Genomic DNA, 12,581 nt, shown 5'->3' with positions numbered 1-12,581 from the left:
GCAATGGTTAAGGCTTAAAGCCGAAAGTTGAAAGTTTAAAGTTGAATGCCGTCGCATCCAAAGAGGCGACTGGCAGTCGGAAACCGGCAACCGGTGACTGCAACCTGCAACTGCACCTTTCGAAACAAAATGCATTACCTAACCCCGGGGATCTGGTCTCCACATAAAAGCCTGTCGTCTCCAAAATAAGCCCGGTTGTCATTCGATAAGTTGGTGTAATTCTAAAAAATCTACTTTCGTATCATCAACTATCGCCCCTTGAAAGGAAAGCTCGTAAATATTCTGTTGCATGTGTTGTTCACTGCCCTCATAGTGGTGGTGCCTATCGTTTTGATCCCGATGAAGGAATCGGACGCTCATTTTATTCAATGGCCGGGGATCTGTTTCACTGCCCTGGAAACGGCCGGGTTTTATTTCAATGCTTATGTGCTGTATCCCAGGTTCCTGTTGAAGAAACGGATCTTTATGTAAATTTTTTCAGTAATCGTAATCAGTGCCCTGTTTGCTTTGGTGCCTGGTTGTATGATGGTGATGGCGGGCAATCAGATTTACTTGAACCGGCGTTGCTGAAGATGTCGAACCTGATGCATTACATGTTGTACGATTCGGATGAAGAAAAGGTAAGCCTGCACAAAGAGGTGTAATACATTCGCAGTTATATCGATCTGCAAACGATGCGGTTTGGCGATTCGGTGAAGATCCTGTTTATGGTGCAGCCGGGCAATTACACACATTGTATTGAACCGATGCTGCTGATCCCGCTTATTGAAAATGCGTTCAAACATGGGGTAAATGTGGCCGAAGAGCCGGAGATCGATATCCGGCTAACGGCAACGGAAACAGAGGTATCGTTATCAGTGTCGAACAAAACGATTGCCTATACTACCCAGCTGCCCGATAAAACAGGCGGTATTGGTTTAACGAACCTCGAACGGCGGTTGAAGATCTTATATCCGGGTAAACACCAGTTGGCTGCTCAGAAGAATGACAACTGGTTTCACGCCTCCCTTAAAATTGTAACGCATGATTAAATGCCTGGCTGTTGATGATGAAGCCTTATCGCTCGATCTGCTGGAAGACAACATCAAACGCATTCCCTTCCTGCACCTGGTTCAGCGTTGCAAAAACGCGTACGAGGCTATGGATGTGTTGCGCCGCGAACCTATTGACCTGCTGTTCCTCGATATTCAGATGCCTGGCGTTACCGGCATTCAGTTTCTGCAATCACTCACACATAAACCAGTGGTGAAGTACAGAAACAGGTGGGCACGGTATACCAGATCGGGTTCTTTCCTGATATAATGTATAAGGTTCAGCTTTAAAAGGCAGAGGGCAGAGGGCAGAGGGCAGAGAGCAGAAGGCAGACAGATGGGGAGGCTTGTTTTAAGAAATCCCCTCCTGGGAGATCATTAAAAACAAAAATGCCATCCCGCTCGGCGGGTGGCATTCTTATATGAAGAAGGATGATTACTTACGTTCGGCTTTATAGCCTTTTATTGAGTAGTAGAGTATATACAAATAACAAGGCAGCACACAAATAAAGAACGCCAGGTTATTGGGCAGGTTCAACCCGGTTTCTTTTTTTAGCGTGGCGTATAATAAGGGCAATACGGCACCACCGGCAATGCCCATTACCAGCAGGGCAGAACCCGTTTTTGTGAATTTACCAAGCTTATCTATCGCCAATGGCCAAATGGCAGGCCACATAAGCGCATTGGCCAGTCCTAACAGGGCAATAAAGGTAATGGCAGTATAACCCTGGGTTACAAAAACAGCTACTGAGAACAGGATGCCTAAAATGGCGGAGACCTTCAACGCCATTTGTTGCGAAATGATCTTAGGGATGGTGAAAATGCCTACCACATAACCCACCAGCATAGCTGCCAGGGTATAGGAGGTGAATTTTTTAGTTACATCCAATGGCATCCCCATTGTTTTACCATAGATGCCGATGGCGTCGCCAGCCATCACTTCAACTCCTACATATAAAAAGATACACAGGGCACCCAATACCAGGTGCGGAAAATCCCAGATGCTTTTTTTATTGTCAGTAAGATTGGGCAGGGTAGTGGTTTCGGCTTTATCAGCAGCCGGTTCGGGCAATGGGGATTTCAGCAAACAAAAAGACAGGGTCGCCAGCAGCACCGCAAGAATGATATATGGACTAACGACCCGGCCGGCCAGGGCATTCAATAATTGCTCTTTATCAGCAGGCACGGTAGTAGCATCGATCTTTTGTTCCAGCTCGGTAGCATTGCTTAACAGCACGGCGCTTAAGATCAGCGGGCTGATAATACCGGCTACTTTATTACAAATGCCCATGATGCTGATGCGTTTGGCCGCGCTTTCAATAGGCCCGATAATACTGATATATGGATTGGAAGCGGTTTGTAATAAGGCCAGTCCCGTGCCCTGTATAAACAAACCGGTCAGGAACAAACCAAAGCTTCTTTCTTTAGCGGCAGGAATAAAAATAACAGACCCAATGGCCATAACGAACAGTCCCAGCGCCATTCCTTTTTTAAAACCTGTTCTTTTTAAGATAACGGAAGAAGGCATAGCCAAAAAGAAATAAGCCATGTAAAAAGCTGTGGTTACAAAAAAGGCCTGTACATCGTTCTCAAGCTGGCATACCAGCTTTAAGAACTGGATCAGGCTGCCATTTAACCAGGTAATAAACCCAAATATGAAAAACAAAAAGCCAATGATGAAAATGGCCGTTGTATTCGTTCGTTGCCTGGATGCAGGTGCGGCAAGGGTGTTAGCAGTAGTCATGGTTATATAGTTGAAATAATTTGGTTGAACAAAGCAGATTTGGCATTGTACTGTTGTAACAGCACGGCCTGGTTTTGGGCCCTGATAAAATTGTGGCCTTCGTATCGGGCGCCATAATATACGTCATTATTCAAATGGTCGGTTAAAAAACGCAGGGCCTGCATATAGATCAGGAACTGTCCGGCATAAACAAAATGTTGCTTTTCGCTATCGCTTAATTCGTTGCGCAGCTCCTCCAGGTAGCCACAGGCAATAGCGGCAAAAAAATCATCCCGGATGGTGATCAGCTGCACGTCCTTTTCTTCTTCACTAACCGGCGACAAGTAGGTCCGCATCATATCACCCACATCGCTGATGAAGTAACCGGGCATTACGGTATCGAGGTCAATTACACACAGGCCCTTGTAGGCATCATCGAAAAGCACATTGCTGATCTTGGTGTCGTGATGGATCACCCGCAGGCGAAATCCGGGGTCGTTTTTAATATGCTCATAAGTTTGCACCAGTTGCTGCTGCTGTTGTAAATAGCTGATCAGTGCTGCTGTTTCCTGTATTCGTTGCGGATTGCCATTTTTTAAGGCCGTAGTAAACTGCTGGTATCGCAATGAAAGGTCATGAAACCGGGGTATGGTGATCTTCAATAACCGGGTATCAAAACCACTCAACAGGTGGGTAAAGCGGGCAAACTGGCGGGCTGCCTCAAAAGCCTGTTCGGGGGTATTCACCTTGTCGATGGAATGCGACCGGGCCACAAAAGGAAAAAGGCGGAAATATTGATGCTGGTCATCAACATACAAATAATCACCGCTGGTGGTGGGCAGGGCGCCGGCAAACAGGTAATCGGGATAGTGTTGTTGCAAATAAGTTCCCAAACTGGCCATGTTCCGGGCAATATCCTGCGGGTATTTAAAAACGCCCGTATTGATCTTTTGTAAAATATAGGCATTGGGCCCATGGGGAGTACTCACTATCCAGGTATGGTTAATAAGGCCGCTTCCAAAAGGCTGAACGGTATACTGGTTGGGGTCTAATGCAAAATGGGTTAGTATCTGATGGAACATGTTACCAAACTTACAGCCTTACCGTTAAAAAGGAACACGCAAACGGTTGCTCCTTTTTTGAAAGGCAATTGGCTTTAAAGGAATTCCTTATTGTAAATGGGAAGAAAGACAAAATGAAAAATTAGAAATGAAAAGGGAAGGCGGAATTACCAATGAATTAATTTAGAGGGAGTGAACTCACAAATGATCAGTTCTCTGTCAGATTCGATAAAAACTATGGTGTACTTCTTTTTATAGGTGGTGCATTTGTAACCCAGCCTTTCCCGTTCTGACTCCTTACATACAGGATAGGACTTTCTTGGGTCAGAAAGTCTTAGAAAATGGTCATATACGTTGTCTACAAACTTATCTGCGGTAGCAAATAAGCCTTTTGATTCAATATACCAGGCAATAGCAGCAATACTGTCAGCTACCGATTGTTTTACAACTACTTTTCTGCTGCCCATTTTCTGATCAGTTTTTTACTATGAGCTCTTGCTTCCTCAATAGTAAACACTTTCTCAGGTTTTGTCTTCAGTGCCGCTTTTTTTTGTAAGGCCTGAAAGTCTTTCTCTGGAATTAACACATATTTCTTTTTATCTATCACAATTGCTGTCATAATCGCCTGTTTAATAACCAAATTTAATAAAAAATCTGAAAGGTGCTTAAAACACAATTTTGCAGCTCTTTCACTACGTTTTCGCTTTCCGCTTACAGCTTGCGGCTTAAAGCTTAAATTAGTAATATATGAAGGGCATTTTCCCTGCAAGCCCTTATGGTATTACATACGCCCGGTAAATATTTAGTAATATATTCCATCATTTCAGTTAAACCTGACATTGACGCCCCTCGCTAAAATGTGTAGCTTTCCACTTTAAAGCGTTCAGTGTTGGTTATTTAGCAAAAGCAGCAAGGACGAGGCGTGCCACGTTGCGCCAGCATTGTTTTTGTATCTACAAACGACAATAACGGCAACAGTTAACAATTACCTGAAGCTCTCAAAAGCGACTGTCTCATTGACGTGGCACGTCTTTCCATCAACTCCGAATGTGATAAGCTCTTATCGGGTTCCAATGGTAACTGGTTGAAAACCGCCTGAATCTATTTACGATTGAAAAGTTTGCTTATGAAAAAAATGGTTTCATTTTCTACATCTGCATATGGCCACTTCTGCCATTTATTACTGCCTGATCGATTTAGTTTTTGTGGCGCTATGCCATTCGACAATCCTGAATTAATTTAAACTGTTAAATACATTTTACCAGATAATTTCTAACATCCTGTATGGGTATTACTAAATATTTTGAAGAATTCGAACTGAACGAAAAGCGATCAACCGGCGGCCGCACGGTTACGGAAACGGATATTGTTATTCATGCCGGCCAGTCGGGCGATTTCTTTCCCCATCATATGGATGAGGAATGGTGTAAAACACAACCCTTTAAAAAACGCATCGCGCACGGTACCCTCATTTTTACCATTGCAGTTGGTTTAACTGCTGCCGTCATCAATGATGTGGCTATGACCTATGGGTACGACAGGCTCCGTTTTGTGAAACCTGTATTTATTGGCGATACCATAAAAGCTACGGTTACTATCTCTGATAAAAAAGATCATAAAAAACCAGGTTTCGGCCTCATTACCGAACTGGTTGAAGTATTTAACCAGCACGGCGAAACAGTGATGGTTTGTGAACACATATTGTTGGTGAATAAAAAAGTAAGTTAGGAGCATATGTCTGAAATTGTTTTGAATGGAATTACCTGGGGGCACAGCAGAGGTATTACGCCATTACTGGCTGCCGCGCAGCGCTTTTCTGAACTGAACCCAAAAGTGACCATCAACTGGAAGAAAAGAACGTTACAGGAGTTTGCCGATTTCCCCCTCGAAAAACTGGTGAACGATTACGACCTGCTGATCATCGACCACCCCTGGGTGGGACGTGCCGCTGCCACAAACAGCGTATTGCCTTTAGACGAATACTTACCTGCCGCCTATTTGCAAAACCAAAGCAGCAATTCGGTAGGGGAGTCACATATAAGTTATTATTACGATAATCATCAATGGGCCCTGGCCATCGATGCAGCTACACCGGCCGCCAGCTATCGCGCCGATCTGTTGCAGCAAAACGGGGTATCCGTACCCGGTACCTGGGATGAACTGATCGCCCTGGCGAAAGCCGGTAAAGTGGCGATCCCGGCCATCCCTATTGATATACTCATGAATTTTTACATGTTCTGTATTGCCCATGGTGAAACGCCATTTCAGCAAACCAGTCATGTAGTAAGTAAAGAAACCGGTGTTAAGGCATTGGAAAGCATGCGGGAGCTGTATTCGCTGATCGATAAAAAATTGTTTTCCTGTAATCCTATCGCCGTGGCGGAGTTGATGTCAACCACCAACGATTACTGGTATTGTCCCTTTGCGTATTGTTATACCAATTATTCCAGGCTGGGGTATGCGAAACACCTGCTTACCTATACCAACCTGGTACATTTCGGTAAAAACCGGTTGCGCAGCACCATTGGCGGCACCGGATTGGCGGTATCGTCATATACTAAACACAAGCAGGAAGCCGTTGATTTTGCAGCATGGATCTGCAGTGAGGAATGCCAGAGCACGTTTTATACGCAGCATGGCGGGCAACCAGGGCACCTGGCCGCGTGGACGAACAACATGGGCAACCTGCTTACCAATAGTTTTTTCCATGCCGTATTACCGGTAATGAAAAACGGGTATATGCGTCCGCGTTATAATGGGTATCTTCATTTTCAGGACGAAGCCGGCGACCCGGTTCAGCAATACCTGTTAAACGGTGGCAACCCCGAAGCCGTGCTGAAAGAAATTGACCGTATTTATCAACATAGCCTTAAAGGCGAAAAAATGAGCTTGTCCATATGAGTCGACTGCCCTTACAGGGATTATTGGTATTGGAATTCAGCCAGTATCTTTCTGGCCCATCTGCCGGTTTACGTTTGGCCGATCTGGGTGCGCGCGTTATTAAAGTAGAACGCCCGCAAAGTGGAGACGCCGGCCGCCGGTTATCTATCAAAAATCTTTGGACAGACGATAGCTCTTTGTTGTTTCATACCATCAACCGCAACAAAGAAAGTTATGCGGCTGATCTCAAGAACCCCGAAGATCTGGCCCTGGTAAAGAAATTGATCGAAAAAGCAGATGTGCTTACCCACAACTTCAGACCCGGTATTATGGAGAAAATAGGACTGGGATACCCTGAAGTAAAGAAACTCAATTCCCGCATTATTTATGGCGCCGTTAGTGGCTATGGAAAAGAAGGCCCCTGGAAAAACAGACCCGGTCAGGACCTGCTGTTGCAGTCAATGAGCGGACTGGCCTACACTACCGGCAACGCCAAAGACAATCCCATGCCTTTTGGCCTGGCCATTGCCGATAACTTATGCGGTTCACAACTGGTGCAGGGTATCCTGAGTGCCCTGATAAGAAGACACAAGACCGGCACCGGTGCATTGGTGGAAGTAAGCCTGCTGGAATCCTTACTCGATTTTCAATTTGAACTGTTAACAACCTATCATAGCAGTGGTAAAGTGCCCAAACGCAGCAAAGTGAATAACGGCCATCCGTTATTGAATGCGCCATACGGCATTTACGCCACAGCCGACAACTATATTGCCATAGCAATGGTAGACCTGAAGCAACTGGCCAAAGCCATTGGTTGTAATGAACTGATGGCCTACGATCAGGACGTTGCTTTTAGTTTGCGCGATGAGATCAAGTCGGTGCTGGCCAAACACCTGGTCACGCAACCATCGGCTTTCTGGCTCGAAAAATTGCATGCGGTAGACCTGTGGGCCATGGATGTGCTGGACTGGGAACGGCTTACCAAACACGAGGCCTATACTACCCTTCAAATGGAACAAACGATCACCACCTCGAAAGGGGCGAAGATCACCACTACCCGCTGTCCTATACGCATCAATGGCGAACGGCTTTTTGCCGCCAAACCAGCGCCGCAGTTAGGAGAACATACCGAGCGGATAAATAAAGAATTGATTGAAGGGAAGTGAGTGAGGAAACGTTGACCGATACGGTCGCCGGTTACCAGTTACCGGTACCGGGGAAAACAAAAACAAAGAGAACACGAATCCTGTAACAGGATATCCGTAACTGGTAAACCGAAGCAAACCGGCGACTGGAAACTGGTAACCGGCAACGGCAATTTTTATAACAGGTGCCGGTGTCATAAACAAAACTTTTTAAGAAGGAATGAAACCCCTACAAGACATAATAGTTGTTGATTTCAGCCAGTTTTTATCTGGCCCTTCAGCCGGATTGCGATTGGCCGATATGGGCGCGCAGGTAATTAAAATTGAACGTACAGGTGTAGGCGATATCTGCCGGCAATTATATGTATCGAATGTGATGATAGAAGGGGAGTCTACCATTTTTCACGCCATCAACCGCAATAAGCAAAGTTATGCGGCCGATCTGAAGAATGAAGAAGACCTCGAAAAAGTAAAAGCGATCATTGCGCAGGCCGATGTGCTCATGCATAACTTCCGCCCCGGTGTAATGGACCGGCTGGGCCTGGATTATGAAACCGTAAAAGCCATCAACCCCCAGATCATTTATGCAGAAGTAAGCGGGTATGGTAATGAAGGACCCTGGAAAGACCTGCCGGGTCAGGACCTGTTGTTGCAGGCCGTATCCGGGTTAACCTGGTTAAGCAGCAACCGCAGCGACAATCCTACCCCAATGGGCGTGGCCGTGGTTGATATTCTGGCGGGTACCCATATTGCCCAGGGGATCCTGGCTGCTTTGTTACAACGCACCATCACCAATGAAGGAAGCCTTGTACAGGTAAGCATGCTGGAATCGATCCTCGATTTTCAATTTGAAGTACTGACCTGTTTTTATAACGATGGGCGCGAGCTGCCCATCAGGAGTGAAATAAACAATGGGCACGCCTATTTGTCGGCACCCTATGGTATTTATAAAACAGCCGACGGATACCTGGCGCTGGCTATGGGTAATATTACCCAGCTGGCTACGCTGCTGGAGTGTGAGCCATTGCAGCAATTCACCAATACAGCAGAATGGTTTGTGAAGCGGGATGAAATAAAGACCATTCTGGCCAACCATTTAACGGCCCGCAATACCGACGTCTGGCTGGCTGTGCTGGAACCCGCGGATATCTGGTGCGCCAAAGTATACGATTATGATATGCTGGTGGAAGAGAATGGCTACCAGGCGCTGAACATGGAAATAAAAGTAAAAACCAGCAATGGTTTGTCTATAACTACTACCCGTTGCCCCATCAGGATAGACGGGGAAATATATACTTCCAATATTGGTGCGCCCCTGCTGGGTGAACATAATGAGCAAATAGAAGAACAGTTTGGACTGACAAAACAACCAATATCGAACTATGAGATGTAATGGTTAGATGCCACGAGGCAGGTGAAGCGCTGCTTAATTTTTCAATATTTGTAATATTTGCCATGTAACTTGCGGCTTCTCTACACTAATCATTAATCAATTATCGATATTAAACCGATTGCAATGGAGATCATCGATGCCCATGTTCACATATGGAATTTTGAAAAAGCTGAATACGACTGGTTAAAGAATGATACTTCGATACTGAACCGGAATTATGAGATAGAGGAATTGCTGGCCCAGGTTCAGCATACCGCAATTACCGGCGGGGTGTTGGTACAAGCGGCCAATACTTACGAAGAAACGAACTATATGTTACAGGTTGCCAACGCAACCGGATGGGTAAAGGGGGTAGTAGGCTGGATGCCGTTACAAGACCCGGCATTTACTGCAACTGCCATCAGGGAATACCTGGGCAACCCGTATTTTAAAGGAGTGCGCCATTTGATCCATGATGAACCGGATCCCCAATGGTTATTGCAGCCCACGGTGATCCAGAGTTTGTCGGTACTGGCTGCCTACGATGTGCCATACGATGTAGTGGGCGTTACGCCGCAACACCTGATCTCAGCATTGGAAGTAGCGCAAAAAGTACCGGAGTTGCGCCTGATGATCGATCACATGAACCAGCCGCCTATTGCCAGTGGCGAACAATTTGGCGAATGGGGCGAGCTGATGAAAACAGCCGCATCGCATAAGAACATATACGTAAAAATATCGGGGCTGGGTACCTGTTCCAAAAAAGGCGCAGGATGGACCGCCGATGATATTCAACCATATACAGAATTTGTACTGGAACATTTTGGCGAGAACCGCTGTTGTTGCGGGGGCGATTGGCCGGTTTCATTGCTGGCAGGCAATTATAACAATACCTGGCAGCAGTACGTAAAAGTTTTATCTGGCGTGCTAAAAGATGCCGCCTTGCAAAAAGTATTGAGTACCAATGCAATAAGCTTTTATAACCTATAGTATGGTAAATTAAAGAGGCATTAAGATATAATAAGTACGCCCGCAAATAAGATAAAAATCCCTTTTTTGCGTTGTTGTGCAGTAAAAATGTCACAAATACAAATAACGAGTTGCTTTAACCAATGGAAGTAATTACCGGAGTCATTTATCATTCAGTAGGAGCCTCTTGTGCAGCCATGTGTTACACGCCGCAGAAAAAAGTGGTTAAATGGTCGTGGCAGTCGTATTGGCTGGTACAGGCAGCTGTATGTTGGTTGTTATTGCCCCTGGTTATTGCCTGGCTCACTATTCCTCAGATAGGCACTGTTTTACACGAAGCGCCTGCCGATGCCATGATCGAAACGTTCATTTTAGGCGTAGCATATGGAATTGGCGGCACTGCGTTTGGAATGGCTATAAGATATGTAGGTTTCTCATTGACCTATGCCATAGCGGTGGGTATTTCCTGTGTGTTGGGTACCTTGTTGCCGCCGCTGGTACACGGCCAATTGACGGCGTTATTTTCCCAGCATGGAGCCAGTTGGATCATGACAGGTATTATCATCGGCTCATTGGGCATTGCCTGTTGCGGTGTGGCCGGCCGGTTTAAAGAAAATGACCTGAAATTAAGTGACACCGTTGAAACGTTTTCCCTGGCCAAAGGATTGCCGCTTTGTTTTTTAGCAGGCGTGCTCTCAGCCGTGTATGGGTTTTCGATAGATCAGGGTGAACCTATTGCCGCTATCGCTGAAAAATATGGCAGTGGCAATTTCAGGATCAATGTTGTTTATATTTTTTCAAATACCGGAGCATTTTTATCAACCCTTATATATTGCATATACTTACACCGAAAAGAAAAAACCTTTGGCGAGTACCGGCAAAATGGAGCTAACAACCGGTTGTTGGTCAATTTTATTATGGCCATCATAACCGGCTGTTTATGGTACTCACAATTCTTCTTTTATGGGTTAGGACATGTGCGGATGGGAAAATACCAATATAGCAGCTGGGCTATACACATGATCATGCTGGTGTTGTTCAGCTCTATAGCCGGATTGTTGATGAGAGAATGGGTGAAATGCCGGCCTAAAACGATTGCCACGCTTGTGTTTGCACTGATTATTCTGGTAACAGCGGTGCTTGCCTTAACATATGGAAACTACTTAGGTAGTTTGTAGTTTGTTGTTTGAAGTTTGTGGTTGTTTCCCCATTCGGGAAGCAACTAATTGCATGTATTTCACGACTGATAGAGATGCGCAAACCCAATACCACAAACCGCAAACTGCTACTTTTGTTTATTAAGCAAAACTGAAAGTGAAGGATTCTGTATCATATAAGGCACCTATAGTAATCATTGGAGCAGGTGGTATTGTAAATGATGCCCATTTGCCGGCTTATCAATTGGCCGGCTTTGATGTGGCAGGTATTTATGACGTTGATAAAGAAAAAGCCCATGCCACTGCACTGAAATTCAATATACCGCTCGTGTTCGACAGTATGGAGGACATTGTGCGGTTAAACCTGTCGCCCGTGGTGTACGATGTAGCCGTGCCCGGATCGGCCATCAGGAAAGTGCTCGACTATTTGCCCGCCGGTTCTCCCGTACTGATACAAAAACCAATGGGCGATGATTACCAGGAAGCAAAAGCCATTCTGCAATTCACCCGCGATAAACAACTGGTAGCAGCCATCAACTTTCAATTGCGTTATGCGCCTTTTATAAAAGCTGCACGGAAATTAATACAACAGGGTGCCCTGGGCCAGCTGTGCGATATCGAGATCAATGTGAACGTGTTTACCCCCTGGCATTTATGGACCTTCCTGTACCAGTCGCCCCGTGTAGAAATATTATACCACAGCATTCATTATATCGACCTGGTACGCTCGTTCCTGGGTAACCCGAACAGCGTATACGCCAAAACGGTAAAACACCCCGACATGAGCCAGCTGGCTTCTGTACGCAGTAATATCATTATGGATTATGGCGATATTGTACGGGCGAATATAATCACCAATCACTGTCACAAGTTTGGATTGCAGCAGCAACATTCTTATATAAAATTCGAAGGCACACAGGGAGCTATAAAAATAGACCTGGGGCTGTTGATGAACTACCCGCACGGGGTAGCAGATAAGTTTCAATATATTACCCTTACCGGTAATGAACCGGAATGGAAAACGCTGGAGATAGAAGGAAGCTGGTTCCCGCATGCCTTTATTGGCAGTATGGAACAGGTGATGCAGGCCGCAGCCGGTCAAATACCCAAACCCGATAATTCAGTGGAAGATTGCATTTATACGATGGCCTGTGTGGAAGCAGCGTATAGATCGAGTGAGCGGGGCGGTATAACCCTTAACGAGATACACACTAATTGATATACTAAACCGTAAAATTTCTTA

At 45.6% G+C, this 12,581-nt stretch carries 14 protein-coding genes; 10 read left to right on the top strand and 4 right to left on the bottom strand.

The genetic code is table 11. The features are described from left to right. Positions 1-258: 258 nt before the first annotated feature. The 3 genes from BMX95_RS34500 to BMX95_RS13150 all read left to right on the top strand — a co-directional run bounded on the left by BMX95_RS34500 (position 259) and on the right by BMX95_RS13150 (position 1,302). Positions 259-471 (top strand): hypothetical protein, encoded by a 213-nt coding sequence (locus tag BMX95_RS34500; RefSeq protein ID WP_133054094.1) that lies wholly within the window; start codon positions 259-261, stop codon positions 469-471. 203 nt (positions 472-674) lie between these two features. After that, positions 675-1,031 (top strand): LytS family sensor histidine kinase, encoded by a 357-nt coding sequence (locus BMX95_RS13155; protein WP_081204751.1) that lies wholly within the window; start codon positions 675-677, stop codon positions 1,029-1,031. Further along, positions 1,024-1,302 carry a LytR/AlgR family response regulator transcription factor gene (locus BMX95_RS13150; RefSeq protein ID WP_081204752.1) on the top strand — a complete coding sequence of 93 codons (279 nt, stop codon included), beginning with the start codon at positions 1,024-1,026 and terminating at the stop codon, positions 1,300-1,302. Before BMX95_RS13155 ends, BMX95_RS13150 begins: the two co-directional genes overlap by 8 nt. A gap of 165 nt (positions 1,303-1,467) precedes the next feature. Here the strand turns inward: BMX95_RS13150 and BMX95_RS13145 are convergent, their stop codons facing one another. The 4 genes from BMX95_RS13145 to BMX95_RS34960 form a co-directional block, all read right to left on the bottom strand. Beyond that, positions 1,468-2,775 (bottom strand): sugar MFS transporter, encoded by a 1,308-nt coding sequence (locus BMX95_RS13145; RefSeq protein WP_081204753.1) that lies wholly within the window; start codon positions 2,773-2,775, stop codon positions 1,468-1,470. A gap of 2 nt (positions 2,776-2,777) precedes the next feature. After that, complete coding sequence (locus tag BMX95_RS13140; RefSeq protein WP_081204754.1) at positions 2,778-3,836, bottom strand: phosphotransferase enzyme family protein; 1,059 nt, start codon at positions 3,834-3,836, stop codon at positions 2,778-2,780. A gap of 146 nt (positions 3,837-3,982) precedes the next feature. Continuing rightward, positions 3,983-4,282, bottom strand: coding sequence for a type II toxin-antitoxin system RelE/ParE family toxin (locus BMX95_RS13135; protein ID WP_081204755.1), 300 nt, complete (start codon positions 4,280-4,282; stop codon positions 3,983-3,985). Further along, the gene (locus BMX95_RS34960) at positions 4,264-4,434 is read right to left on the bottom strand and encodes a hypothetical protein (RefSeq protein WP_165759121.1); all 171 of its coding nucleotides are present in this window, start codon (positions 4,432-4,434) and stop codon (positions 4,264-4,266) included. Before BMX95_RS34960 ends, BMX95_RS13135 begins: the two co-directional genes overlap by 19 nt. 665 nt (positions 4,435-5,099) lie before the next feature. Here BMX95_RS34960 and BMX95_RS13130 point away from each other — a divergent pair. The 7 genes from BMX95_RS13130 to BMX95_RS13100 all read left to right on the top strand — a co-directional run bounded on the left by BMX95_RS13130 (position 5,100) and on the right by BMX95_RS13100 (position 12,557). Further along, positions 5,100-5,543 carry a MaoC family dehydratase gene (locus BMX95_RS13130; RefSeq protein WP_081204757.1) on the top strand — a complete coding sequence of 148 codons (444 nt, stop codon included), beginning with the start codon at positions 5,100-5,102 and terminating at the stop codon, positions 5,541-5,543. Positions 5,544-5,549: 6 nt separating this feature from the next. Continuing rightward, positions 5,550-6,716: an ABC transporter substrate-binding protein gene (locus BMX95_RS13125; RefSeq protein ID WP_081204758.1), complete on the top strand. Its 1,167-nt coding sequence runs from the start codon at positions 5,550-5,552 to the stop codon at positions 6,714-6,716. Continuing rightward, on the top strand, positions 6,713-7,861 hold the full coding sequence (locus BMX95_RS13120) for a CaiB/BaiF CoA transferase family protein (protein WP_081204759.1): 1,149 nt from the start codon (positions 6,713-6,715) through the stop codon (positions 7,859-7,861). Before BMX95_RS13125 ends, BMX95_RS13120 begins: the two co-directional genes overlap by 4 nt. Before the next feature lie 199 nt (positions 7,862-8,060). Continuing rightward, positions 8,061-9,233 (top strand): CaiB/BaiF CoA transferase family protein, encoded by a 1,173-nt coding sequence (locus tag BMX95_RS13115; protein ID WP_081204760.1) that lies wholly within the window; start codon positions 8,061-8,063, stop codon positions 9,231-9,233. A gap of 123 nt (positions 9,234-9,356) precedes the next feature. Further along, positions 9,357-10,202 (top strand): amidohydrolase family protein, encoded by an 846-nt coding sequence (locus BMX95_RS13110; RefSeq protein ID WP_081204761.1) that lies wholly within the window; start codon positions 9,357-9,359, stop codon positions 10,200-10,202. Between the two features lie 122 nt (positions 10,203-10,324). Beyond that, a complete protein-coding gene (locus BMX95_RS13105) occupies positions 10,325-11,359 on the top strand; it encodes an L-rhamnose/proton symporter RhaT (RefSeq protein WP_081204762.1) in 1,035 nt (344 codons plus the stop codon). 136 nt (positions 11,360-11,495) lie between these two features. Beyond that, a complete protein-coding gene (locus BMX95_RS13100; protein ID WP_081204763.1) occupies positions 11,496-12,557 on the top strand; it encodes a Gfo/Idh/MocA family protein in 1,062 nt (353 codons plus the stop codon). Positions 12,558-12,581 lie beyond the last annotated feature (24 nt).

It is taken from the genome of Niastella yeongjuensis (assembly GCF_900110245.1).
GTDB lineage: Bacteria > Bacteroidota > Bacteroidia > Chitinophagales > Chitinophagaceae > Niastella > Niastella yeongjuensis.
The sequence above is the reverse complement of the archived record's forward strand: the minus strand, read 5'-3'. Positions and strand labels throughout refer to the sequence as shown.